Origin of the sequence: Sulfuriferula multivorans, from assembly GCF_003851125.1 — a bacterium.
GTDB lineage: Bacteria > Pseudomonadota > Gammaproteobacteria > Burkholderiales > Sulfuriferulaceae > Sulfuriferula > Sulfuriferula multivorans.
Genome location: NZ_BGOW01000017.1, coordinates 145,875 through 171,500, shown reverse-complemented (window position 1 = coordinate 171,500; position 25,626 = coordinate 145,875). Strand labels below are relative to the sequence as shown.

At 55.5% G+C, this 25,626-nt stretch carries 24 protein-coding genes; 20 read left to right on the top strand and 4 right to left on the bottom strand.

Annotation, left to right across the window (positions count from 1 at the left end; genetic code table 11):
• Positions 1-4 precede the first annotated feature (4 nt).
• The 5 genes from rpsK to EI185_RS10645 all read left to right on the top strand — a co-directional run bounded on the left by rpsK (position 5) and on the right by EI185_RS10645 (position 3,288).
• Positions 5-394: a 30S ribosomal protein S11 gene (gene rpsK / locus EI185_RS10665; RefSeq protein ID WP_087447756.1), complete on the top strand. Its 390-nt coding sequence runs from the start codon at positions 5-7 to the stop codon at positions 392-394.
• Positions 395-409: 15 nt separating this feature from the next.
• Positions 410-1,039, top strand: coding sequence for a 30S ribosomal protein S4 (rpsD, locus tag EI185_RS10660; protein ID WP_124705128.1), 630 nt, complete (start codon positions 410-412; stop codon positions 1,037-1,039).
• A 33-nt stretch (positions 1,040-1,072) separates the two neighbouring features.
• Complete coding sequence (locus EI185_RS10655) at positions 1,073-2,056, top strand: DNA-directed RNA polymerase subunit alpha (RefSeq protein WP_124705127.1); 984 nt, start codon at positions 1,073-1,075, stop codon at positions 2,054-2,056.
• A 21-nt stretch (positions 2,057-2,077) separates the two neighbouring features.
• Positions 2,078-2,467: a 50S ribosomal protein L17 gene (gene rplQ, locus EI185_RS10650; RefSeq protein WP_124705126.1), complete on the top strand. Its 390-nt coding sequence runs from the start codon at positions 2,078-2,080 to the stop codon at positions 2,465-2,467.
• 86 nt (positions 2,468-2,553) lie between these two features.
• Positions 2,554-3,288, top strand: coding sequence for an SAM hydrolase/SAM-dependent halogenase family protein (locus tag EI185_RS10645; protein WP_124705125.1), 735 nt, complete (start codon positions 2,554-2,556; stop codon positions 3,286-3,288).
• Here EI185_RS10645 and EI185_RS10640 read toward each other — a convergent pair.
• Complete coding sequence (locus EI185_RS10640; RefSeq protein ID WP_124705124.1) at positions 3,285-4,562, bottom strand: glycerate kinase type-2 family protein; 1,278 nt, start codon at positions 4,560-4,562, stop codon at positions 3,285-3,287. The genes EI185_RS10645 and EI185_RS10640 overlap by 4 nt on opposite strands.
• Position 4,563: 1 nt before the next feature.
• Positions 4,564-7,380, bottom strand: a complete 2,817-nt coding sequence (gene uvrA / locus EI185_RS10635; protein ID WP_124705123.1) for an excinuclease ABC subunit UvrA — start codon at positions 7,378-7,380, stop codon at positions 4,564-4,566.
• A 146-nt stretch (positions 7,381-7,526) separates the two neighbouring features.
• On the opposite strand from uvrA, the gene EI185_RS10630 reads away from it, so the two are divergent.
• The 10 genes from EI185_RS10630 (at position 7,527) to aspS (ending at position 19,749) form a co-directional block, all read left to right on the top strand.
• Positions 7,527-8,906, top strand: a complete 1,380-nt coding sequence (locus tag EI185_RS10630; protein WP_223247784.1) for an MFS transporter — start codon at positions 7,527-7,529, stop codon at positions 8,904-8,906.
• Positions 8,906-9,373, top strand: coding sequence for a single-stranded DNA-binding protein (locus EI185_RS10625; protein WP_124705122.1), 468 nt, complete (start codon positions 8,906-8,908; stop codon positions 9,371-9,373). The genes EI185_RS10630 and EI185_RS10625 overlap by 1 nt, the downstream gene beginning before the upstream one ends.
• Entirely contained in the window at positions 9,373-10,944 is a 1,572-nt protein-coding gene (locus EI185_RS10620; RefSeq protein WP_124705121.1) for an AMP-binding protein, read from the top strand. Before EI185_RS10625 ends, EI185_RS10620 begins: the two co-directional genes overlap by 1 nt.
• A gap of 66 nt (positions 10,945-11,010) precedes the next feature.
• Entirely contained in the window at positions 11,011-12,996 is a 1,986-nt protein-coding gene (locus EI185_RS10615) for a TonB-dependent receptor plug domain-containing protein (RefSeq protein ID WP_124705120.1), read from the top strand.
• 3 nt (positions 12,997-12,999) lie between these two features.
• Positions 13,000-13,647 (top strand): response regulator, encoded by a 648-nt coding sequence (locus EI185_RS10610; RefSeq protein ID WP_124705119.1) that lies wholly within the window; start codon positions 13,000-13,002, stop codon positions 13,645-13,647.
• A gap of 459 nt (positions 13,648-14,106) precedes the next feature.
• The gene (locus EI185_RS10605; protein WP_189836372.1) at positions 14,107-15,048 is read left to right on the top strand and encodes an ABC transporter substrate-binding protein; all 942 of its coding nucleotides are present in this window, start codon (positions 14,107-14,109) and stop codon (positions 15,046-15,048) included.
• Positions 15,045-16,934: an ATP-binding protein gene (locus EI185_RS10600; protein ID WP_124705117.1), complete on the top strand. Its 1,890-nt coding sequence runs from the start codon at positions 15,045-15,047 to the stop codon at positions 16,932-16,934. The genes EI185_RS10605 and EI185_RS10600 overlap by 4 nt, the downstream gene beginning before the upstream one ends.
• An 81-nt stretch (positions 16,935-17,015) precedes the next feature.
• A complete protein-coding gene (locus EI185_RS10595) occupies positions 17,016-17,270 on the top strand; it encodes an FmdB family zinc ribbon protein (protein WP_124705116.1) in 255 nt (84 codons plus the stop codon).
• Positions 17,271-17,307: 37 nt separating this feature from the next.
• On the top strand, positions 17,308-17,925 hold the full coding sequence (locus tag EI185_RS10590) for a DUF502 domain-containing protein (protein WP_124705115.1): 618 nt from the start codon (positions 17,308-17,310) through the stop codon (positions 17,923-17,925).
• Positions 17,926-17,964: 39 nt separating this feature from the next.
• Positions 17,965-19,749 carry an aspartate--tRNA ligase gene (gene aspS / locus EI185_RS10585; protein WP_124705114.1) on the top strand — a complete coding sequence of 595 codons (1,785 nt, stop codon included), beginning with the start codon at positions 17,965-17,967 and terminating at the stop codon, positions 19,747-19,749.
• Between the two features lie 28 nt (positions 19,750-19,777).
• Here the strand turns inward: aspS and EI185_RS10580 are convergent, their stop codons facing one another.
• The gene (locus tag EI185_RS10580; RefSeq protein ID WP_124705113.1) at positions 19,778-20,314 is read right to left on the bottom strand and encodes a hypothetical protein; all 537 of its coding nucleotides are present in this window, start codon (positions 20,312-20,314) and stop codon (positions 19,778-19,780) included.
• A gap of 93 nt (positions 20,315-20,407) precedes the next feature.
• Between EI185_RS10580 and nudB the strand changes: the two genes are divergently transcribed.
• The 5 genes from nudB to EI185_RS10555 all read left to right on the top strand — a co-directional run bounded on the left by nudB (position 20,408) and on the right by EI185_RS10555 (position 25,078).
• The gene (nudB, locus tag EI185_RS10575) at positions 20,408-20,845 is read left to right on the top strand and encodes a dihydroneopterin triphosphate diphosphatase (protein ID WP_124705112.1); all 438 of its coding nucleotides are present in this window, start codon (positions 20,408-20,410) and stop codon (positions 20,843-20,845) included.
• Positions 20,846-20,956: 111 nt separating this feature from the next.
• Positions 20,957-22,747, top strand: coding sequence for a GGDEF domain-containing protein (locus tag EI185_RS10570; protein WP_124705111.1), 1,791 nt, complete (start codon positions 20,957-20,959; stop codon positions 22,745-22,747).
• Positions 22,748-22,853: 106 nt separating this feature from the next.
• The gene (locus EI185_RS10565) at positions 22,854-23,606 is read left to right on the top strand and encodes an endonuclease/exonuclease/phosphatase family protein (protein ID WP_124705110.1); all 753 of its coding nucleotides are present in this window, start codon (positions 22,854-22,856) and stop codon (positions 23,604-23,606) included.
• Positions 23,603-24,760 (top strand): cardiolipin synthase ClsB, encoded by a 1,158-nt coding sequence (gene clsB / locus EI185_RS10560; RefSeq protein ID WP_124705109.1) that lies wholly within the window; start codon positions 23,603-23,605, stop codon positions 24,758-24,760. The genes EI185_RS10565 and clsB overlap by 4 nt, the downstream gene beginning before the upstream one ends.
• A gap of 84 nt (positions 24,761-24,844) precedes the next feature.
• The gene (locus EI185_RS10555; RefSeq protein WP_124705108.1) at positions 24,845-25,078 is read left to right on the top strand and encodes a hypothetical protein; all 234 of its coding nucleotides are present in this window, start codon (positions 24,845-24,847) and stop codon (positions 25,076-25,078) included.
• Between the two features lie 87 nt (positions 25,079-25,165).
• On the opposite strand, the gene EI185_RS10550 is transcribed toward EI185_RS10555, so the two are convergent.
• On the bottom strand, positions 25,166-25,621 hold the full coding sequence (locus EI185_RS10550) for a DsrE family protein (protein ID WP_124705107.1): 456 nt from the start codon (positions 25,619-25,621) through the stop codon (positions 25,166-25,168).
• Between the last annotated feature and the right edge of the window lie 5 nt (positions 25,622-25,626).

Below are 25,626 nucleotides of genomic sequence, written 5' to 3'. Positions count from 1 at the left end.
AATTATGGCTAAGGCGAATATCAGAGTCCGTAAGAAGGTTAAAAAGAATGTGGCGGAAGGCATTGCTCACATTCATGCTTCCTTTAATAACACCATTGTTACTATCACCGACCGGCAGGGCAATGCCTTGTCCTGGGCGACTTCAGGCGGTGCCGGTTTTAAAGGTTCGCGTAAAAGTACCCCGTTTGCTGCTCAGATTGCTGCTGAAAATGCAGGCAAGCTGGCACAGGAATGTGGCGTTAAGAATCTTGAGGTGCGCATTAAAGGACCTGGTCCAGGCCGTGAGTCTGCAGTTCGCGCATTGAATAACGCCGGTTTTAAAATCACCAGTATTTCCGACGTGACGCCAGTGCCGCATAACGGCTGCCGTCCGCCCAAGAAACGCCGTATCTAAAGCAGGAGTCCCAACGTGGCCAGAAATCTTGATGCTAAATGCCGCCAGTGCCGTCGCGAAGGCGAGAAATTGTTTCTTAAAGGCGAGAAGTGCTTCACCGACAAGTGCGCGATTGAACGTCGCCCCTATCCACCGGGTCAGCACGGCCAGAAGAAGAACAATCGCCTTTCCGACTATGGTGTTCAGCTGCGCGAAAAGCAAAAACTGCGTCGTACCTACGGCGTACTTGAGCGCCAGTTCCGTGATGTGTACAAAGAAGCCGACCGTCAGCGCGGTGTGACCGGTGAAAACCTGTTGCAGATCCTGGAAAGCCGTTTGGACAATGTTACATTCCGTATGGGATTTGGCGCTTCGCGTGCCGAATCACGTCAGGTCGTACGTCACAACAGCATACTGGTGAACGGCAAGCGCGTGAACATTCCGTCCTATGTGGTCAAACCCGGCGATGTGGTGGAAGTATGTGAGAAATCCAGGCAGCAGCTGCGCATCAAGGCTGCTCTGCTGGCTGCAGAACAGCGTGGCTTTCCGGAATGGGTAGAAGTGAGTGCGAAAGATATGAAAGGCACTTACAAGGCCAAACCACAACGCGCCGAACTACCCGCTACCATCAACGAACATCTCGTGGTGGAATTGTATTCCAAGTAATCCCGACGCTTTTATGTATGAGGGACACCGTTTATGCAAAGCAGTACCGCTGATTTATTGAAGCCCCGTATCATCGACGTAGAAACCGTTTCGCCGTTACGTGCCCGTGTCATCATGGAGCCGTTCGAGCGCGGCTACGGACATACGTTGGGCAATGCCCTGCGCCGTATCCTGTTGTCGTCCATGCCCGGCGCTGCACCGACTGAAGTTTCCATCAGCGGCGTATTGCATGAGTATTCGATTCTGGAAGGTGTGCAGGAAGACGTCGTTGACATATTGCTGAATCTGAAAGGCATCGCGCTCAAGTTAAATGATCGTAGTGAAGTGTTGCTCAAGCTGAAAAAATCCAGCGAAGGTGCGGTGACAGCGGGCGACATTGAAGCTGGTCATGATGTGGAAATTCTCAACCCGGATCATGTCATTGCCCACCTGACCAAAGGTGGCAAACTGGACATGGAAATCAAGGTTGAGCAGGGGCGCGGTTACCAGCCGGTTTCCGTACGCCGCCAGCCAGAAGACACGCAAACTCTTGGCGCCATCCAGTTAGACGCTTCGTTCAGCCCGGTACGTCGCGTTGCTTATGCTGTGGAAAGCGCTCGCGTCGAACAGCGTACCGATCTGGACAAGCTGGTACTCGATGTGGAAACCAACGGTACCATCGAACCGGAAGAGGCAGTGCGTTATGCAGCCCGTATTCTGGTCGATCAGCTAGCGTTGTTTGCTGATCTGAAGGGGACACCAGTTGCTGCCGAGTTGCCAAAAGTTGCACAGGTTGATCCCATGCTGCTGCGCCCGGTGGACGATCTTGAGTTGACTGTGCGTTCTGCTAATTGTCTGAAAGCCGAGAATATTTATTATATCGGTGATTTGATTCAGCGCAGTGAGACAGAGTTGCTCAAGACGCCAAATCTGGGTCGCAAGTCGCTCAACGAAATTAAAGACGTGCTGGCCTCTAAGAGCCTCAGCCTGGGAATGAAGCTCGAGAACTGGCCACCCGCAGGTCTCGAGAAGCCGTAATTAAGCAGAAGGAATATAACGATGCGTCACCGTCTCGCCAATCGCAAACTGAATCGCACCAGCAGCCACCGCGCTGCACTGCTGCGCAACCTGACCAATGCTTTGCTGCGTCATGAGGTTATTAAAACCACGTTACCCAAGGCCAAGGAATTGCGTCGTGTTGCTGAGCCCATGATTACTTTGGGTAAAAAGCCGTCACTGGCTAATCGTCGCCTCGCTTTCGACCGCTTGCGTGATCGTGAGATGGTCGTCAAGCTGTTCGATGAACTCGGCCCGCGTTTTTCTGCCCGCAACGGCGGCTATTTGCGCATTCTTAAATACGGTTTCCGTGATGGTGACAACGCACCCATGGCATTGATCGAGATGGTAGATCGTGCAGAGGATGCGGGCGTAGTCGAAGCAGCAGAATAAGTTTGAAATGCTTACAAAAAAGCCGGGCTTGCCCGGCTTTTTTGTTTTCCGCATAGTGTCGGTTTAATCCCTATGCGAGGTTTGTCATGATCGTATTGTTCAGTGATTTCGGCGCGATTGATCCTTATGTAGGGCAGGTCAAGGCGCGCCTGTCAGTTGAAGCGCCAGGCCAGCTGGTGGTGGATTTGCTGCATCACTCGCCGGACTTCAATGCCCATGCTGGCGCGCACCTGCTGGCAGCTTTCGCAGCGGGATTTCCGCCGGGCAGCGTATTTCTGGCAGTGGTGGATCCCGGAGTAGGCACCGCACGCGCTGGTGCAGTCGTTACTGCAGGCGGCCACTGGTATGTAGGCCCTGACAATGGTCTGCTGTCAGTCGTTGCAGGGCGCGATGCACAAGCCAAAATATGGAAAATAGAGTGGCAGCCGGAATCACTATCCAGCACCTTTCATGGGCGCGACCTGTTTGCTGTGATAGCAGCAGAAATTGCGCGCGGGGAATTCCCGGCACACAAGTTATCGCCTGCCAAAACACTACAAGTGGAGTTCGATATTGGCGATCTGGCACGGATCATTTATATCGACCACTATGGCAATGCGTTTACCGGCATCCGTGCAACAGGTATCTCGCCCCACAGTCGGGTGAGTGTGCATGGCATGGAATTGGTCCACGGAGAGACTTTCGGAAGGCTCGGCAGAGGCCAAGGGTTCTGGTTCAGTAACAGCGTGGGTTTGCTTGAACTGGCGGTCAATCGCGGAAGTGCGGCATCAGATTTCAACTTGCAGGTGGGAGATGAGGTGAGTGTACTCAAGCCGAACTAGCCTATCAGTATGACGCGGTAATCATTGACATTGGTCAGCGTGGGTCCGGTCACCAGCAAGTCGTTCAAGGCGAAAAAGCAAGTGTAGCTATCGTGGCTCTGCAGTAGCTTTTCGGGGTTGAGCCCAAGGGCTTGAACGCGTGACAGTGTATCCGGACCGATCAGTGCGCCGGCATTGTTTTCGGTTCCGTCGATACCATCGGAGTCAGCAGCCAGTGCGTAGACGCTATCCATGCCCCGCAATTCGATCGCCAGCGCCAGCAGGTATTCGGCGTTACGCCCCCCACGGCCACTGCCATCAGTCGCGACCGTGGTCTCACCGCCGGATAATAATGCGAGTGGACGCGCGGTGTTGTCGGCCAATATTTGACGCAGCAGATTCGCGTGTGCCTGAGCAACTTGCTGCGAGGATTGCGTTTCCGCCTCGCTGACAATAATCACTTTGACCCCTTGTGCCTGAAAATAATTAGCTGCTGCGCGGAGCATCTGGCTGGCGTTGCCGATGACGTGGTTGACTGTTCGCAGCAAACAGCTATCCCCAGGCTTGGGGGTATCCGCATACTCGCCCGCGGCGCCGCGCTGGAGATATGTCAGGATGGCGGGATCGGCTTCGATACGGAAACGATCAAGGATGGCGAGTGCGTCAGCAAACGTACTGGGATCAGCACAGCACGGGCCAGATGCGATGTGCGTAGGGTCATCACCAACAACGTCGGACAGGATCAGCGCGTGTACTCGCGCAGCCCCGGCAGCACGTGCCAATTGACCGCCAGCAAGCAGGGTGAGATGTTTGCGAACCGTATTGATATCCTGGATGGTCGCACCGGAATTGACCAGTGCGCGAGTAACCCCACGCAAAGCTTTCAGGCTGACTCCGGCAACCGGCAAGGCCATCAGGCTGGAGCCGCCGCCGGATATCAAGGCGAGCAATAAATCGTCAGCGGCAAGAGAGGCGGCCTGAGCCAGCATGCGCTGTGCAGCCTCGGCGCCCCGCCCATCGGGGAGTGGATGACTGGCCTCAATGACTTCAATGCGCCGGGTGGGCAGGCTGTGCTGATAACGTGTGACAACCAATCCCTGTAATGGCGCACTGTCAGGCCAGTGCGCTTCCACCGCGTACGCCATGCTGGCGGCAGCCTTGCCTCCCCCCAGTACCAGCGTGCGTCCCTCCGGGGGGATGGGTAAAAAAGGCGGCACCAGCCGTTGCGGATCAGCCCCTGCCAGCGCGGCATGAAACGAGGCAATCAGTAATTCGCGTGCGTGATGTGGCTGCATTTTATTTTTTGCGCTTCAGAATGGGTTTCAAATATTGTCCGGTATAACTTGCCGGATTGGCAGCGACTTGCTCGGGGGTACCGGCGGCGAGAATCTGTCCACCGCCGTCACCGCCCTCAGGCCCGATATCCACTACCCAGTCAGCTGTCTTGATCACATCCAGATTGTGCTCGATCACCAGCACCGTGTTGCCCTGGTCTGCCAGGCGATGTAAAACCTTGAGCAACATATCAATGTCATGGAAATGCAGGCCGGTGGTGGGCTCGTCGAGGATATACAGGGTGCGTCCGGTGTCGCGCTTGGATAGTTCCAGCGACAGCTTGACGCGCTGCGCTTCGCCGCCGGACAAGGTGGTGGCAGCCTGGCCCAGTTGGATGTAGCCCAGACCAACGTCTAGCAGCGTTTGCAGCTTGCGTGCTACCACCGGTACGGCGCTGAAGAAGGCGTGGGCATCCTCCACCGTCATTTGCAGCACCTCATGGATAGTCTTGCCTTTGTACTGAATTTCCAGGGTCTCACGGTTGTAGCGTTTGCCGTGGCAGACGTCGCAGGGTACGTAAATGTCCGGCAGGAAATGCATTTCCACCTTGATGACCCCGTCACCCTGACAGGCCTCGCAGCGCCCGCCTTTGACGTTGAAGGAAAAACGTCCCGGGCCGTAACCGCGCTCGCGTGCTGACGGCACGCCGGCGAACAGCTCGCGAATCGGGGTGAACAGCCCCGTATAAGTTGCCGGGTTGGAACGCGGAGTGCGCCCAATCGGGCTTTGGTCGACACTGATGACCTTGTCGAACAGCGCCAGACCCTGGATATCGGTGTGCGGCGCGGGTTCTGCCGCGGAGCCATACAGGTGCCGCGCCATCGCGGCATAGAGGGTGTCGTTGATAAGCGTTGATTTGCCTGAACCGGATACGCCCGTGACGCACACCAGCAGTCCGGCAGGGAGTTCAAGGGTGACATTTTTCAGGTTATTGCCACTGGCGCCGGTGAGGATGAGCATGCGCTTCGGATCGGGTGTCCGCCGTGTTGCGGGCAGAGCAATGCTGCGTCGTCCGGACAGATAATCGCCGGTGAGCGAAGCAGGGTTGGCGAGAATATCGGCGGGTGTTCCTTCGGCCACCACTCTGCCGCCATGTTCGCCCGCACCGGGGCCCATATCCACCACGTAATCGGCAAGGCGGATGGCGTCTTCATCATGCTCCACCACGATCACGGTGTTGCCGATGTCGCGCAGACGTTTCAGGGTGCCGAGCAGACGTTCATTGTCGCGCTGGTGCAGGCCGATGGAAGGCTCATCCAGCACATACATCACGCCAGTCAGCCCGGAACCAATTTGCGAGGCGAGGCGGATGCGTTGTGCTTCGCCCCCGGAAAGGGTGTCGGCGGAGCGATCCAGCGACAGGTATTCCAGACCGACATTATTGAGGAAGGTCAGCCGCGCAGCGATTTCCTTGATGATGCGATCGGCGATCGCTTGCTTGTTGCCAGATAATTTCAAGGTTTCGAAAAAGCTCTGCGCCTGCTTCAACGGCAGTGCCGACAGCGCATACACGGTCTGGCCGTTAACGAACACATGGCGTGCCTCACGGCGCAGACGGGTGCCAGCGCAGCTCGGACAAGGCTTGTTGTTGAGGTATTTGGCCAGCTCTTCGCGTACCACGCTGGAGTCGGTTTCGCGGTAGCGTCGTTCCAGGTTGGCAATGATGCCTTCGAAAGCATGGCTGCGCGGTTTGCGTTCGCCGGGATAACGGAACGCGATCTTTTCCTTGTCGCCGCCATGAAGCAGAATTTGCTGGATCGGGTAAGGCAGTTTTTCGAACGGTGTCTCCAGGTCGAAGCCATAATGCAGCGCCAGGCTTTGCAGCATCTGGAAATAAAACTGATTGCGTCGATCCCAGCCCTTTACCGCGCCGGACGCCAGCGACAAGTGCGGGAAAGCCACCACGCGCTTGGGGTCGAAATACTGGATTGCTCCCAGTCCGTCGCACTTGGGGCAGGCGCCCATCGGATTGTTGAATGAAAACAGGCGAGGTTCGAGCTCCGGGAGTGAGTAATCGCACACCGGGCAGGAGAAGCGTGCCGAGAACAGGGTTTCCTTGCCGCTATCCATTTCCACTGCCAATGCACGACCATCGGCATGGCGTAACGCGGTCTCGAACGATTCGGCCAGACGCTGTTTGGCGTCCTCGCGCACCTTCAGGCGATCCACTACCACCTCGATGGTGTGTTTTTTATTCTTGTCGAGTTTGGGCAGCGCATCCATTTCATGAACCTTGCCGTCAATGCGTGCGCGCACGAAGCCCTGCGCGCGCAATTCATCGAATAGATCCAGGTGTTCGCCCTTGCGTCCGACGATCAGAGGAGAAAGAATCATCAGCTTGGTGTCTTCAGGCAGAGCCAGCACATGATCCACCATCTGCGAAACGGTTTGTGCAGCGAGTTCGATATGGTGATCGGGACATTGCGGCGTACCGACGCGAGCGAAGAGCAGGCGCAGGTAGTCGTGGATTTCGGTGACGGTGCCCACGGTAGAGCGCGGATTATGACTGGTGGCCTTTTGCTCGATGGAAATGGCGGGCGACAGTCCCTCGATCAGATCCACGTCAGGTTTTTCCATTAACTGCAAAAACTGGCGCGCATAGGCAGACAACGATTCTACGTAGCGACGCTGACCTTCGGCATAAAGCGTGTCAAACGCCAACGACGATTTGCCCGAGCCGGACAGGCCGGTAATCACCACCAGCTGGTTGCGCGGCAGATCGAGATTGATGTCTTTCAAATTGTGGGTGCGGGCACCGCGAATGCGGATGTATTCCATCGGGTTGCATATTCCTGAGTGAATGGAACCAGCGGGGCGCGGGCTGCTCAAAAAGAGCTGGCATCCCGTGGTTAAATGCTTTTTCCGCATTAATCGGAAAAGGCTAACCTGTTAATATACCGACTTTTGAGAGTGTGCCCAAATCCATGCTGCCATCTGAAAAAATGACCCCCGCCGAGTTGCGCTCAAGTATTGGCCTGGCCAGTATCTTTGGACTGCGTATGTTGGGAATGTTCCTGATCTTGCCGGTATTCGCGCTGTATGCCGAGCACCTGCCTGGCGGTGCCAATCACACCATGATCGGCCTGGCATTGGGAGCGTATGGACTGACCCAGGCGCTGCTGCAATTGCCGTTTGGCATTGCCTCGGATAAATTCGGACGCAAGCGCGTGATCTACTTCGGGCTGATCCTGTTTGCCATTGGCAGTTTTGTCGCCGCCAATGCAACAACGATCGAGACCATTATTCTGGGTCGCGTGATTCAGGGTGCCGGAGCGATTTCCGCCGCGGTTACAGCACTGCTGGCCGACCTGACGCGTGAAGAGCATCGTACCAAGGCAATGGCCATGATCGGCGGCACGATAGGGGTGACTTTTGCGGCCTCGCTGGTAATGGGACCCGCGTTGTATCAGTTTATCGGGATGCCGGGAATTTTTGCGATGACAGGTGTCCTCTCCATTGCAGCCTTGGCAGTGGTCAAATGGGGCGTCCCTGATCCACTGGTCAGCCACTTTCATGCGGATGCCGAGACCAACCCGGCAAGGCTTGGCGACGTGTTGAAGGATATCCAGCTATTGCGCCTCAATTTCGGCATTTTTTCTTTGCATGCCGCGCAGATGGGGATGTTTGTAGTGCTGCCCTTTGCGCTGCGCAACACCAGTAATCTGGATATCAACCACCAGTGGGAGATATACCTGCCGGTAGTGCTGGTGTCGTTCGCGCTGATGATACCGGCCATTATTTATGGCGAGACGCGCGGCAAGCTGAAACAGGTATTCGTTGCGGCGATAGCGACCATGCTGGCTGCTCAATTGGGGATGGCGGCCAGCATGCATCATTTCTGGGGTATCGTTGCCGCGCTCATATTGTATTTTGTTGCGTTCAACATACTCGAAGCCTCACTACCGTCATTGATCTCCAAACTTGCGCCGACCACTGCCAAGGGGACCGCAATGGGGGTGTATAATACGTCCCAGTCTTTAGGATTGTTTTTCGGGGGCGCCATGGGCGGCTGGCTGTCGCAACACTACGGGTTTTCCGCAGTGTTCATGTTCAGTTCGGGGCTGATGCTGGCATGGCTGGTGGCGGCGGTAGGAATGCGCACCCCGCCCGCAGTGAAAACCCGCATGTTCCATGTCGGTCCGATGGATACTCATCAGGCCGGGCAGCTTAGCCGCCATCTTGGCGCGTTGTCAGGCGTGATGGAAGCCGCGGTGATTGCCGAAGAGGGTGTGGCCATACTGAAAGTCGCGCTGCACGGTTGGGATGAGCAGGGCGCGCTTAATTTGATAGGGGAGACAACATAATGGCATCGGTCAATAAGGTAATTCTGGTAGGCAATCTGGGCAAGGACCCGGAGGTGCGCTATGCGCCGAGCGGCGACGCCATCGCCAATGTGACTCTGGCGACGACTGAAAACTGGAAAGACAAAAACGGTGAGAAGCAGGAAAAAACCGAATGGCATCGCGTATCGTTTTTCGGAAAAACCGCCGAAGTGGTGGGCCAATATCTGAAAAAAGGCAGCCAGGTGTATGTGGAAGGCCGCATCCAGACCCGCAAGTGGACCGACAAGGAAGGCCAGGAACGCTACACCACCGAGATTGTGGCCGACAAAATGCAGATGTTGGGTGGCCGTAGCGGTTCAGCCAGCATGGATAACGATAGCGGCGAGAGCCGTCGTCCTGCCGCGGCACGCCCAGCCCCTGCATCGAATGGCCCGGCCAAATCCAGCGGCTCCAGCTTTGACGATATGGAAGACGATATTCCGTTCTGATGGCAGCCGCAGCCCAGGTTAAATTTGTCGAGCCGGGCGCAACAGAAAGTCTCTATACCCGTTTTCTCGATACCCTGACGCGGTTTGGCCGAGAGCGTCAGGCGCTGGAGGACATTCGTCAGCCACGCTACAGCTACGGGGAGCTGCTCAAGCTCACGCTGGCGCTGGGACGGCTGGTGAGTAAAATCACCGCGCCGGAAGAACATGTCGGCGTGTTGATGCCCAACCTCGCCAGCACGGTTGGGCTGGTGCTGGGCATGAATGCCTTCCGGCGTGTACCGGCGATGCTCAACTACACCTCAGGTGTACAAAATCTGCTCGATGCGTGCGTTGCTGCGCAGGTGAAAACCGTCATTACTTCGCGACAATTTCTCAAAACTGCCGAGCTCGAACAACAGGCTGCCGTTCTGGGCGAACAGGTGCGCCTCGTGTATCTGGAAGATATGCGTGCCGGATTCGGCTGGCTGGATAAGGCGTGGCTGATGGGCTATGCGATGTTGTTTCCAGCGCGCGCAGCCAGACCAGGAAATGCGGATAGTCAAGCGGTAGTGCTATTTACCTCGGGGTCGGAAGGCAAGCCCAAAGGCGTGGTGCTGTCCAATCGGGCGCTGCTCGCCAATGTGGATCAAATCTGCGCAGCCATCAATTTTTCTGCGGACGAGAAATTTTTCAATGCGTTGCCAATATTTCATTCTTTTGGACTAACGGCCGGGGTGTTGCTGCCTTTGCTGACCGGCGTGTCCAACAGGCTCTATACCACGCCGCTGCATTACAAACAGATCCCGGAGATGATTCGCGAGAGTGGGTCGACGGTGTTGTTTGGCACCAGTACTTTTTTTGGCAATTACGCGAAATACGCCACGGCGGAGGATTTTCGCAGCTTGCGTATCGTAGTGGCAGGCGCGGAAAAACTGGCCGAGTCGGTGCGCGAGGCCTGGCGCAGCAAATTTGGCATTGAGCTAATAGAAGGTTACGGTGCGACTGAAACCGCGCCGGTGCTGGCCGTGAATCCTTTGGCGGATAATCATCCCGGCAGTGTGGGACATTTGTTACCAGGCGTTGAGGCACGCGTGGTGCCGATTCCCGGCATCCATCGTGGCGGTGTGTTGCATGTGCGTGGGCCGAATCTGATGCTGGGCTACTACCGGGTCGAGCACCCCGGCGTACTGGAGCCGCCGGCGTCAGAAGTCGGGTCGGGCTGGTACAATACCGGCGATGTCGTCGACATTGACCACGACGGTTTTGTCCATATTGTTGGCCGCATCAAACGTTTTGCCAAAGTGGCTGGCGAGATGATCTCGCTGGAAACGGTCGAGGCTATTGCCGGCCAGGCGGAACCGGATTTTCAACATGGTGCGGCAACGGTGCAGGACGAACAGCGCGGTGAAGCGATCGTGTTGTTTACCACGGCGCCGGGATTGTCGCGCGAGCGTCTGCTGGAAGCGGCGAGAAGCATGGGAATGCCGGAAATTGCGGTGCCGCGCCGATTCGAATATCTGGAAAGCTTGCCGGTGCTGGGCACCGGCAAGGTGGATTATGTGTTGCTACAGGTTTTGGCCAGAGGTATATAGGCGGCCGTGTGTAGTTAATCATCCGGTTTGAATAATAATAAAAAAAATGCAAAAAAAGGGGGAAGCATGCAATCAGTATTCCTGCGTCTGCTCACAGGACTCGCGCTGGCAGGGAGTAGCCCGTTGTGGGCCGATACAGAACAACTACCCACCGAGGCGGATTACCTTACCGACCTGCCGGTAGTGCTGTCCGCTTCGCGGTTGCAGCAACCCCAGCAGGAAGCGCCGGCCGCAGTAACGGTGATTGACCAGGAAATGATCCGTGCCTCGGGTTTTCGCGAGATTCCCGATTTGCTCCGGTTGGTGCCGGGTTTTAGCGTATCCAACTATGCTGGCAACATCCCGGTGGTGACCTATCATGGCATGAGCGATGCCTACTCGCGGCGCATGCAGGTGCTGGTGGATGGACGCTCCATCTACAACGTCGGTTTTGGCCAGGTGAACTGGCGTGATCTGCCGCTGGCGATCGAGGACATCGAACGGATCGAAGTGGTGCGTGGCCCCAACGCATCGACCTACGGTCCGAATGCTTTTTTGGCAGTCATCAATATCATTACCAAGCATCCTTCTCAAACCCAGGGTAACACTGCTTCTTTAACGATGGGTGACAAAAGCGTGCGTGACGGCATGTATCGTTACGGCGGTCAGCGCGGTGCTCTCGATTACCGTATTACCGTGGCGCAGAAGCAGGATGAACGCTATAACACCCTGCCAGATCTGTCGCGGGACCGACTGGTCAACGTACGTGCGGATTATCGCTTGAATACCTCGGATGAGCTCAGTACCGAAGCGGGATATAGCGAGGGTAAATGGCAGAAGGGGTTCCCAAACGATTTCTCGTATCCCGCACATGATCAGTATTCGGTGAGCGATTTCGTGCAGATGAAATTCCGTCGCGCGCCAGATGCCAACAGCGAATGGTCGCTGCAATTCAATCATTCTCATAACCGCGTGCGCGAAGCGTGGAATGTATTCCTGGGGCCGCCAGCGCTCCCGTTTTTGCCCCCACCCTTGCCACCTACACTCAATTATCCTGTCAATCTTGACTATGAAGCTTATCGCGATAGCCTTGAGTTTCAGATGATTACCAACCTGCGCCAGGATGTGCGCCTGGTATGGGGTGCCGAGGCGCGGCGCGATCAGGTTACTTCAGCTAGCTATCTTGGCTCCAATCAAGCATTGGGCGGAAATTTGTATCGATTGTTCATCAATGGCGAGTGGCATGCCACATCCCACTGGTTGCTCCAATCCGGTGCCATGCTGGAGAAGCAGTATTACGGCGGCACCACACTCTCTCCTCGCGTGGCCGTGAATTATTTGATCAATCCTGACCACGCTGTTCGTGCGAGTATCAGCCGGGGTTACCGCTCGCCCACGCCAGTTGAGGAAGGCGCCAATTTTCGCTATACATACAATGGACTTCTGCTCAATCAGGTGGCTCTGAACAACGGCGGACTGGATTCAGAGCAGGTGCTGTCGCGTGAAATCGGTTATGTGGGTGATTTTCACAAACTTCGGCTGACGGTCGATGCACGGGTGTTTCACGATAGTTACAGTCGGCTGATAGGCCAGGTCAAGCAATACTTCCCAGCCGGTACCGAGGTTCTTGATCCTTACAATGGCTACACTAGCAACCGTAACCTGTATGGCGCCACTCTCACCGGGGCGGAGTTCCAGTTGCGCTGGCGTCCGCTGGAAGGCAGCCTGATTGTGCTCAACCAAGCCTGGACCAAGGCACGTTCTGCCGATGAAGATACACGCTATTCCGTGCCACGCCATCAGACCAGTCTGTTGATCAGCCAGGAATTCATTGGCGGATACCAGGCCAGCATGGGCTATTATCAGGAGGCGGCGATGACCTGGCTGGGCGAGGGCGACCCGGTGCATCGTTACGAACGGGTGGACGCGCGTCTCGCCAAACGTTGGCGCGATGGCGCACACGAGGCCGAGTTGGCGCTGGTAGGACAGAGCCTGAATGGCCCGTATAGTGAATTCAGGCCGGAAATGCGTTTCGAACGCCGTGCTTTTGTGACGTTGACACTGGGCTGGTAGCCGATGAAAATTATTCTGGCCGACGATCATGCGCTGTTTCGTGAAGGTGCACGCCATCTGCTGCAGCAGATGGGGAAGGATGTTGAAGTGCTGGAAGCGGGAACCTGTCAGGAGGCCATCGCACACGCCAATCAACATGAGGACATCGATCTCGCATTGCTCGATCTGCACATGCCCGGCGTAACTGGCGTCGAGTGCGTCATTCATTTCCAGGCTGCTCATCCCGATGTGCCGATAGTGGTATTGTCGGGTTCCGAATCGCGGCCCAACGTGCAGGCAGTCCTGGATGTCGGAGCGCTGGGCTATATTCCGAAATCTTCCTCCAGCCAGGTCATGCTCTCGGCAATACGCCTGGTATTGTCGGGCGGCATTTACTTGCCGCCGCTGGTGATGGATCACGAGTTGGCCGCCACGGAAGTAATGACTGCTCCCCAGGCTACTTCACGGGGCCAAACGTCGTGTTGTTTGACCGAACGCCAAATGGATGTGCTCAAACTGCTCGCTGCGGGTAAGCCCAATAAACTCATTGCGCGTGAATTGGGGTTGGGTGAAGGGACCATCAAAGTCCATCTGGCCGGTATTTTCCGCACTCTGGAAGTGAATAACCGCACCGAAGCAGTGATGGAAGCGCAGCGGCGCAAATTGTTGTAGGCGTGTTTGCACGACTGACGATCTTTTGCGCCATGGGCAACGGCGGGTAACCCGCGCTCTTGTAAAATGAAACGGCAAGACAAAAAAAGAACCCCCATTTTCAGATAGAGAATGGGGGTTAAGCGGCAGTCTGAGTGGCACTACTTATGCCATGTTGTGAGCTGGGTTGATTGGCTGTTGTTGTTTGTTATTTCTTACCAAATCAAATTTATCCTGTTGCGACAGGCTCAGTGCGAGTCGACACCGTAATTATCCCCGCCAAGAGGAAAATGGAAATCCACCATTCGGTCTAGTTTTAGATAAATCAATGAATTGCTGTATCAAATGGACTAATTCGAATGGCCTAGACCATCGCGAAGCTACACGCTGCCCCGTTCACAGATGACAATCCTGCAGAGGTGGCGAAACAAACGACAGGATGTCGAAACCAAGAACCGATGCGGGGAAAAACCAACAGAAATGGGCAAGCGCCTCTACCTAGTGCCGGACACCTTACAGCTGTGGCTGGCTGTGCTGCTGTGTATGGGGTTTGTGACAGAGGGCTGCGCACGCCAAGTGGTGCTGGTGTTATCCGAACGAAGCGCTCCGTATCTGGAGGCCGCAGCAGCAATAAGCAGCGGCCTGGCAGAAGCTGATGGGAAGCTCGCGCTGCGCATATTGAGCATGAATGAGGTGCGTGATAGTGGATTTGGTGCCGATACCTTGTTGGTTCCTTTGGGTGTGAAAGCTACCGAAGCGCTCGCCCGTTCGCCCGGGGTCGCCCCGGTACTGGCCGGTTTGTTGCCACGTCAGCATTACGAGAAAATCCTGCGCGAACTGGTATTGCGAGCACGCCGCCACCAGTTTAGTGCAGTGAGCCTGGATCAGCCCTACCCCCGCCAATTTCGGCTATTGAATGCAGCGCTACCTGATATAAAACAGGTCGGTGTGTTGCTGGGATCAGCCACACTGAGTGAGCGGGATATGCTGGAGGAAGCCGCCGAGGACAGCCGCTTGCAACTGGTGACCAAAACATTGGATAACGTCACGACACTATTTCCGGATATTGACGCAGTATTGCTGCATAGCGACGCATTGCTGCTGCTGCCGGATGTCGAAGTGGTGAATCGCGCCAGTTTGCAGAGCTTGATCCTGACTTCCTATCGTCAACGCAGGCCGGTACTGGGTTATTCGGCTGCACTGGTCAAAGCGGGAGCGCTGCTCGCGGTCTATTCCACTCCGGAGCAGATCGGCCGGCAGATTGCCGAAATAATCCGCCGCAAGCCCTTTGTGTTGCCACCACCTCAGCCACCGCGTTATTTTAGTGTGATGGTTAACCGAAATGTGGCGCGCGCCCTGTCGCTCACCATCCCGGCGGATGCACAGCTGTATGCTGCTTTGCAAGCGGAGCCCCAGCCGTGAACCGGTGGGGTTTGCGACAACATGCGATGCTATTGGGTGTGTTGCCGGTGTTGATCACCGCAGTGCTTCTTGGCGTGTATTTCAGTTATAGCCGTATCCAGGATGCCGAGCAGGCGCTACGCGAACGTGGCGCTGCTCAGGCACGCTATTTGGCGACTGCGGCGGAATACGGCGTGGTTACCTACAATCAGAAGTTTTTGCAAAACCTGCTGAACGCGCAGCATGCCGAGACAGGGGTGGATTTTGCGGCCATCTACGATACGCGTTTCAAACTGCTTGCTTCCGCCGGGGAGGTGCCATCCGCCCTGCAGGGTGCGACTGAGCCGATGGAAGTCGGCGACAGGCTGGTTTTTACTGCGCCCATAGATATGGCTCCTCTGCACGCTACAGACATGTTTACCCTGCACGAGAATGCGCCGGATACATCCGGACGTCGCATCGGCTGGGTGCGAGTGGGCGTCTCTTTGCAGCATCTGGCGGCCATCAATCGCACCACGTTATTGACCAGTGCGGGTATTTGCCTGCTGGTGATGATGTTAGGCATTGCGCTGGCGTTACGTTTATCGAGAAACGTGACAAAACCGATTCGTGAAATGCTGGCTGTGGTGCACGCCATCGGTGCCGGTAATCTGCACGCACGCGTGGAGCATGACGCCGGGGGCGAGCTAGGCGCGCTGCAAGTTGGCATCAATCAGATGACAGAGGATCTCACCGCCTCGCGGGTAGGCATGCAGCAGCGTATTCGAGAGGCGACTGCCGCGCTGGCAGAACAGAAGGAAGCTGCCGAGCACGCCAACATTGCCAAATCCAAATTTCTGGCTGCAGCCAGCCATGACCTGCGCCAACCCATCCATGCGCTGGGGCTGTTTCTCGCTGCGCTCAAGAATGAACTCCATGAATCTGAACAGCTGCGCATACTGGCTAACATCGAAGCTTCGGTGGCTGCGATGGAAGGTTTGTTCAATTCCCTGCTGGATATTTCCCGGCTCGATGCGGGTGTGCTGGAAGTGCACGAGCGGGTATTTCCGGTTAACCGGGTGCTTGATCGGATACGCACCGAATTTACTCATCAGGCTGAGGCCAAAGGACTGAAGCTGCTGGTAGTGCCGAGTCGAGCTTTGTTGCATACCGACCCGCTGCTATTGCAGCGCGTGATGTTCAACCTGGTGTCGAATGCGGTGCGCTACACAGATTCCGGCGGCGTGGTAGTGGGTTGTCGGAGACGCAATGCGCGGGTATTGATCGAGGTATGGGATAGCGGCCGAGGTATTCCAGAGGATCGCCAGCAGGATATTTTTGAAGAATTCGTACAGCTGCATAATCCCGAGCGCGCACGCGGCAATGGCCTCGGGCTGGGGTTAGCCATCGTTGAACGCGTGACACGGCTACTGGATTGCCCGCTGAGTTTGCGCTCTTATCCGCAGCATGGCTCGGTGTTCAGCATTAGCGTGGCACAGTCTGAACCAGGAGCGGTTGTAGAGGATTTGCGCGACTCCGGACGACGCACCTTGTCCGGGCAATTGCATGGGCTGGTCGTAGTCATTGATGATGATGAGGAAATTCTCACCGCTATGCGTAGTCTGTTGACCGGGTGGGGATTGCAAGTGGTCTCGGCCACCAGGGGTTGCGATGCGCTGGCGCAATTGGAGCGGGCGCCAGACGTGCTGCTTTGCGATTACCGCCTGCGTGATGGGGAGATCGGGCTGGATGTTATTGCAAGGTTTCGCTCTATATTTGGTGCGGACATACCGGCAGTGCTGATCACTGGCGATACGGCTCCCGAATCAGTACGTACAATCAAGGTCAGCGGCCATGCGCTGCTGTATAAGCCGGTGCGGCCGGCCAAACTGCGCGTGTTGCTGTCGAAAATGCTGCCGCACTTGTAAAGCCCTGAAAAACCCATATATCAGACATTCTTAATGTACAATAACGGGTTGAATTGTTAACCGTTTTTTCAGGAGTCTGCTATGCCTATCTACGCTTACAAATGCGCTGCTTGTGGCCACGCCGAAGACGTCATGCAAAAAATGTCTGCTGCCGCCCTCACGGTGTGTCCGCAATGCGGCAAGGAGAGCTTCAGTAAACAACTTACCGCAGCCGGCTTCCAGCTTAAAGGAAATGGCTACTATGCCACCGACTTCAAGGGGGGCAGTCCTGCCAAGAAGGAAGAAGCTGCCCCAGCCCCGGCTTGCGGTACCGGAGCGTGCCCGGCGTGTTCTTGACCAGACGCAACCACAGGCTGTGCGAGAGTAAGTCAATATGAAACGCTACTTCATCACCGGGCTCCTGATCTGGGTGCCGCTGGGGATTACCCTGTGGGTGCTCAATCTCATCATCGGCAGCATGGATCAGACGCTGCTGTTGCTGCCTCATGCGTGGAGGCCAGAGGCATGGCTGGGGATGCATCTGCCCGGTCTGGGCGTGGTGCTGACTTTGGCGGTGATTCTGCTGACGGGTCTGGTGACAGCCAATATCATAGGTCAACGCCTGCTGCTGTTCTGGGAAAGCCTGCTGGGACGGATTCCGGTAGTAAAATCAATCTATTACAGCGTCAAGCAGGTGTCGGACACGTTGTTTTCCGGGTCGGGCGAGGCGTTCCGCAAAGTGCTGCTGGTGCGCTACCCGCACCCGGACGCGTGGTCCTTGGCATTTCAGACCAACATACCCGGTGATGTGGCAGGTAGCCTGGATGCCGAATACGTAGGTGTGTTTATTCCTACTACACCCAGTCCGGTGAATGGCTTTTATTTTTTTGTGAAAAAAACTGACACCATAGAACTGGGTATCAGTGTGGATGTGGCGCTCAAGTACATTGTTTCCATGGGAGTCGTCTCGTCGCCTGACAAACATCCGCTGGTCAATCATTCCAGCACATAAGCAGCTTCAATTTTTCAACAATTCCAATTCAAAATTACCATGCGCACCCATTACTGCGGCTCCGTAAACCGCACCCATCTAGACCAAACCATCACACTATGTGGTTGGGCCCATCGCCGCCGCGACCACGGCGGGGTAATTTTCATTGATCTGCGCGACCGCGAAGGGATGGTGCAGGTGGTATGCGACCCGGATCGTGCCGATACTTTCAAAATTGCCGAGGACGTGCGCAGCGAATTCGTATTGAAAATCACGGGCCGCGTGCGCCCCCGCCCGGAAGGCACGGTCAACCCCAATCTGCCAACCGGCGAAATCGAAGTGCTGGCAGTGGAGATGGAGGTACTCAACGCCTCTGCCACGCCGCCGTTTCAGCTCGACGACGAAAACCTGTCGGAGAATGTGCGCCTCACACACCGCTATCTCGACCTGCGCCGCCCGGTGATGCAGAACAACATGCGCCTGCGCTATCGCGTGGCCAAGACTTTACGGGACTACCTCGACGTCAACGGCTTCATGGAAATCGAAACGCCGATGCTGACCCGCTCCACGCCGGAAGGCGCACGCGACTATCTGGTGCCGTCGCGCGTGCATGCCGGCATGTTCTATGCGTTGCCGCAGTCGCCGCAACTGTTCAAACAGTTATTGATGGTGTCCGGTTTCGACCGCTATTTCCAGATCACCAAATGTTTCCGCGACGAAGATTTACGCGCCGACCGCCAGCCTGAATTCACCCAGGTGGATATTGAAACCTCGTTCATGTCCGAAGAGGAAATCATGAATCTGGTGGAAGCGATGATCCGCGAGATGTTCAAAAAGGTCATGGACGTGGATTTACCCAATCCGTTTCCGCGCATGCCATACAGCGAGGCGATGAACCGTTATGGTTCGGACAAACCGGACATGCGCGTGACGCTGGAACTGGTCGAACTCACCGACCTGATGAAAACCGTGGACTTCAAGGTATTCCGTGGTGCGGCGGACATGCAAGGCGGCCGTGTGGCGGCAATGAAAGTTCCCGGTGGTGCGGAGCTGTCGCGTAAAGAGATCGATGACTACACTGATTTTGTCAAAATCTACGGTGCCAAAGGCCTGGCTTACATCAAGGTCAACGATGTGACCCAGCTCAATGAAACCGGCCTGCAATCGCCGATTGTCAAATTCCTGCCAGAAGCGGCGCTGGCCGAGATTATCTCGCGCACCAGAGTTGGCAACGGCGATCTGATTTTCTTCGGCGCGGACAAAGCCGGTGTCGTCAACGATGCTCTGGGAGCACTGCGCAGCAAGGTCGGCCACGAAAAAGGCCATGCGGTGAATGAATGGAAGCCATTGTGGGTGGTGGATTTCCCGATGTTTGAATACAACGAAGGTGAGCAACGCTGGGATGCGCTGCACCACCCTTTCACCGCACCCAAGCTGGGTCACGAAGCGCTGCTGGAAAGCAACCCGGGTGCTGCGTTGTCACGCGCTTACGACATGGTGCTGAATGGCTGGGAAGTGGGAGGCGGTTCGGTGCGTATTCATCAGCAATCAGTCCAGGAAATCGTGTTCCGCGCGCTTGGCATCAGCCAGGAAGAATCGCGCGAGAAATTCGGCTTCCTGCTGGATGCCCTGCAATTCGGTGCCCCGCCGCATGGCGGCCTGGCCTTCGGTCTGGACCGTCTGGTGGCGCTGATGGCGGGCGCGGAATCCATCCGCGACGTAATCGCCTTTCCAAAAACCCAGCGTGCCAACGACTTGATGACGCAAGCACCGAATGCAGTGGACGAGCGTCAGTTGCGAGAATTGCACATCCGCCTGCGCAATATAGAACCAGCAAAGGCGTAGCAACGCTTCTCCGCCCCAAATAGGGGGGTTATTTTTGCAGCGCAGCGAGCACCGACTGTTCGAAGTGTTGTGCCTTGGATGCACTCGCCACAGCGCCGAGGATTTTCTTGCATTTGGCGACCTCGGCCAGCAGTTCGCCTTGCGTGCTGGCTTGTGCGAGTTTGTCCACATGCGAGGATTTGGCGCCAAACAGTGCGGTCATCATATCTGCTGCATGGCGCTTCGCATCCTCAAAACGGTTGCCACTATCCGTGCTGTGATGCATGGCATGATCCAGCTTTTCTGCCAGATCATCGTGACTGCTGGTTGCAGCGCTTTCTTTGACACCGGTTTTGGCAGGGGCAGGGGTGTCGCTACTGAGGCAAATCAAGCCCAGCTTCAGCATATCTTGCAAGGTGCCTTCCAGATCGCTGATGCCAGGCATGGACTGACCTAGCTGTGCGATTGATAGCGTGCCATCCAGTACAAACAGCAGTTGCCGGCAACGTGGTTTGAGGCCGAGTTTGGGTTGTTGCAGTTCGTCCCGACCGAGCGCGGTACGGATATAGCAGAGTGCAGGATTCATCTTCAGTCTCCATGTTTTTTATGTTTTGTTTTGGTATTTATATACCATTATTATCATAATAACGGCAATTCGTTACGAACCTTGAGAAAGTACATGGAGCAAACGTATAAACAGCCTGTTTCCGTGCTGGTCGTTATTTATACCCAGGACCTGCAGGTGCTGCTACTGGAACGTGCCGATCATCCCGGCTTGTGGCAATCGGTCACCGGAAGCCGTGATGGTGAGGAAAGTCTCCGCCAAACCGCGGTGCGTGAAGTGGAGGAAGAAACCGGCCTGGATGCGCAATGTTTTCGCCTTGATGATTGGGGTTATCAAAATACTTTCACCATCTATCCGCAGTGGCGTCATCGCTATGCGCCAGGTGTGACCGAGAATACCGAGCATGTATTCGGTCTGGTGTTGCCCAATGTATTGCCGATCACTGTGTCGCCGCGCGAGCACCTTGGCTATGTATGGCTAGCCGCTGAAGCAGCACCAGAAAAATGCTTCTCATCCAGCAATGCCGAAGCAATCAAGCGTCTACTCAAGTGAATTCTGCTAGGCGGGGTAGCAATATGAGGCTTCGCGTAGCTGCGTTTGTCACGTAACTGTCATAGTGTGCCTATAGGATGCCCAGGTTATTTTGTAAATAGGCGGGTAGCCATGAGACTGCATGACCTGTTGCTGGATATCCTGGAAAATGAAACGCTCCAGGCTGTTTTCCAGCCCATTATGGATTTGCGTGCGGGTCAACTGATAGGTTATGAAGGCCTGATCCGTGGCCCTTCCAACAGTCCACTGCATTCCCCCATCAAACTGTTGGCTACTGCCGAACAATTCGGTTTGTCTGGTCGCGTCGAGTCCCTGTGCGTGACCACTGTGCTTGACTGGTTCATCAAGCGAGCGCTGCCCGGGCGCCTGTTTTTGAATATAAGTCCGCTGGGTTTGCTGGAAGGTTGCCTGAAAACGGATGCAGTGCAGGCGCTCCTGAATAGGGATGATTTTCCGCGTGATCGTATCGTTTTCGAGATCACTGAAAGCTCTCCCAAGATGGCGCTTGCGCCGGTAGTGGAAGCGATCATGGCATTGCGCGCGGAAGGCTTCCAGATTGCCCTGGATGATTTGGGCGAGGGTTTTTCCAGTCTCAGGCTATGGTCAGAACTGCAGCCTGACTATGTAAAAATAGACAAGCATTTCGTTCACAGGATTCATCAGGATCCCACCAAGTTGCAATTCATTCGTTCCATCCAGCAAATTGCCGAGAACGGCGGCGCTCGCCTGATTGCCGAAGGTATTGAAAATCGTGCCGAATTCCAGGTCATCAAAGACATGGGAATTTGTTTCGGGCAAGGCTATTTTATTGGTCATCCGCTCGATCGTCCGGCTCATTCACCCAGCCAGGAAGTGCTGGAGTGCATGGCCAGCGCGCAGATTTGTGTTTATCCGCATACCCAGAAGATCGATGCGCGTAAACATCAATCCCGGAAATTACTGATGGACGCGCCTTCAGTACCACCGAATGCGATGAGCGAAGAAGTGCTCAAGGTATTTCAAACGCATCCCAAGCTCCATGCCTTGCCGGTGGTTAAAGATGGCGTGCCCGTTGGCCTGATCAATCGCAGTCTGCTGATAGACCGATTTTCGCGGGTGTATACGCGCGAGCTGTATGGCCGAAAGCCTTGCGAAATGTTCATGGACAGTGACCCGTTGATTGTCGATATCAAAACACCCGTGGCCGAATTGAGTCAACTGGTGGTCAACAAGGGTAAAAGCAATTTTGCCGATGGATATATCTTCACCGATCGCGGTCTCTACCTGGGGGTCGGGTCCAGCTTCGATCTGATGCAGGAAATCACCGATTTGCAAATCCAGGCAGCGCGCTATGCCAATCCTTTGACCCTGCTGCCAGGAAATGTGCCGATCACCGAACATACCGAACGTTTGCTGGAAAATGGGCAGGCATTTTGTGCGTGTTATGCCGATCTGGATCATTTCAAGCCCTTCAACGATGTCTACGGATATCGCAAGGGAGATGAGATCATTCAGATGACGGCCAATTTACTCTCTGTACATAGTGACCCGGACATGGATTTTGTCGGGCATATCGGTGGAGATGATTTTTTCATACTTTTCCAAAGTCCGGATTGGGAACAGCGCTGCCGCAGGATGCTGGATGCATTTGATAGCAGCCTTGCCCGGATGCTGTCCGCGCAAACTCTGACCGCTGGCGGTTATGAGGCGGAAGACCGGCGCGGCAACATGGAATTCCATTCTTTTCCTGCGTTATCCATTGGCATAGTGCAAGTCGCGCCGGGACGATTTGCCGGGCACCACGAAGTCGCGGCCGCAGCGACGGAAGTGAAGAAAATGGCAAAACGTACGACAGGTTCAAGCATCTATGTCGATAAACGCAGCAGTGCACAGGAGCGCGAGCAGCCACGCGCTGCCGCATAGCGATCCATGATTTTGCCGCGCATGGGCAAGCCATCCTCCAGCAGGCGGTAATATAAGGTACGCATTGAACTGACGCCTCGGCCACAGGAATTGCTATCATATGGGCATGAGCATCGTTTTGCGCGTCGCCAGCTACAACATCCATAAAGGGTTTTCCCACTTTAACCGGCGCATGGTCATCCATGAGTTGCGTGAGCGGCTACGGGCACTGTCTGCAGATATTGTATTTCTCCAGGAGGTGCAAGGCAGTCACGCAGGCCACGCAGAGCGTTTCGCCAACTGGCCCACCACCCCTCAGTACGAATTTCTCGCCGACAGTGTATGGTCGGACTTCGCCTATGGCAAAAATGCCGTCTATGATGCAGGCCACCATGGCAACGCCATCTTGTCGCGCTATCCCATCCTGCGTTGGGAAAATCTGGATATTTCCGCCCATGCTTACGAATCGCGCGGCTTGCTGCACGCCGAAATGGCGGTGCCGGGGATGAAACAGGCGCTGCATTGCCTGTGCGTGCATATGGGTTTGTTCGAGCGTGGTCGTGCCATCCAGATGCATTTGCTGGCTGAGCGTATCCGCAGCGCAGTCCCTGATGATGCGCCGCTCATTATTGCCGGCGACTTTAACGATTGGCGTATCCGGATCGGGAAGCAGTTGGCCCAGGAGCTGGGATTGAGAGAAGTGTTCGAGCTGGCTAATGGCAGTCCGGCACGCAGTTTTCCCTCGGCGTTTCCAATGTTTCACCTGGATCGAATCTACGTACGCGGCTTTGATGTTGCCGAGGCGAGCGTAATGCATGGCGCTTACTGGCGACGTATTTCTGACCACGCCGCGCTCACTGCAACCCTTAAGCACGCATGACACCAGGCCTCCTGTCCGGTAACCGCATTACCCTGCTGCAAAATGGTGTGGAATTTTTCCCCGAGCTGGAAGCCTCGATAGAGGCCGCACAGCACGAAATCCACCTGGAGACATACATTTTTGCAAACGACGTGACCGGACGTACGATAGCTGCGGCGCTGTCGCGTGCCGCATTGAGAGGGGTAATTGTACGTTTGGTGCTGGACGGATTCGGCAGCAAGGCATTGCCAAGCCAGCTACTGAACGAGATGCGTCGCGACGGCGTTGAGATTTTAATTTTTCGCCCCGAACCCGGCATACTGCACCTGCGCCGCAACCGCCTGCGCCGTCTGCACCGTAAGCTGTGCATGATTGATGCACGCTACGCGTTCGTGGGTGGCATCAATATCATTGACGATATGGATATGCCCGGACAGATTCCACCGCGCTACGATTATGCAGTTCGGGTGGAGGGGCCGGTACTTGCCCAGATCGCGCCCGTGATGCGGCGCCTGTGGAAGCTGGTGAAATGGACGCAAGGCCGCAGGGCACACCGGTTGCATTCAGTGGCGGTGCATTCGACCCCGGCAGGCGAACAACAGGCCGCGTTGCTGATACGCGACAACCTGCGCCACCGGCGCGATATTGAAGAAGCCTATCTGGATGCCATCAATGCAGCGCGCAGCGAAATCATTATCGCCAATGCCTACTTCCTGCCCGGTATCCGTTTCCGCCGTGCGTTGATCGAAGCGGCAGGGCGCGGCGTGAGGGTTTCCCTGCTATTGCAGGGCAGGGTGGAATATCGCCTGCTGCACTACGCCTCGCGTGCTCTTTACGGCCAATTCATGGCGGCAGGCATTACCATATGCGAATACCACAAGAGCTTTCTGCACGCCAAAGTCGCGGTAATCGACCAGCGCTGGGCCACCGTGGGTTCCAGCAATATTGACCCATTTAGCCTGTTACTGGCACGCGAGGCCAATATCGTGCTCGAAGACCATGCATTCGCCGGGCAACTGCATGCCAGCTTGCAAGCGGCCATCGATACGGGTAGCCAGTGTCTAGTCCACGACCATTGGCTGCATCGACCCTGGTATAAGCGCAGTCTGGGTTGGCTGGCTTATGGCACAGTAAGATTCATGATGGGGATGCTGGGATACGGCAAGCTCAATTGAAGAAACAGGAGCGCGATGAATTTCTCTTATGACCAGCCAGAGACGGGATCGCTGGTCTATGCCGAATAACAGGAGGTAAAAATCATGCTTACATCCATCGCCAATATCATGTTTCACCTCGATCGCAATCTCGGTCCTACGGAAAAAGTGGTGCTTGAAGACTGCGTATGCGAAGATCCCTGCGTCATCAGCGCCCATGTTTCACCATCCGCTCCACACCTCATGCTGGTCGCCTACGATCCCGACTGCACCAGTATGCGTACTATCCATCAAAATCTCGTCAAGCGCGGAGTGGATGCGCAGCTAGTGGGGTTGTGACCTATTTGAATTGCTGGAGCGCTCCGGAAGAAACGTAGCTGCATTTCCTCCGGAGTTGATTGCATACCGGTGCCAAAACAGGCTATTTCAGGGACGAATATAAGTATAGCCTTCTTGTTGTCGGTGCATGATCTCAGGCACCCCGGATTTAACGTAATTCAGATTAGGCAGCATGTCATCCTTGGTCAGATTGGTCTTCCTCATGGTGTTTTCACAGGCAACTACCTTGATTCCGCTCGCGATCGCATCCGCTACTCTGGTGCCAACAGGTGAGTCGAGTTTCAAAATTGGCAGGCCAGGTCCGTACGCGACTATTTCAATGTCCACCTTGTCCTTACCAATATCTTCTTGTACGTTTTCGGCATTATTAAGAGCGAGCGCCCATTTTTTCGGATCATTGTCACTCACCTGAATGACCACCTTTTCTTTAACAGCAACGGCTGAGTGTTGGGGTCGTGCGCTTGCTGCCTGAGCCGGCTGGAAAATAGCCAGTCCGCCCAAAAAAAGCGCAAGTAACATGTAGATAGCTGGTTTTTTTCGCATGTTAT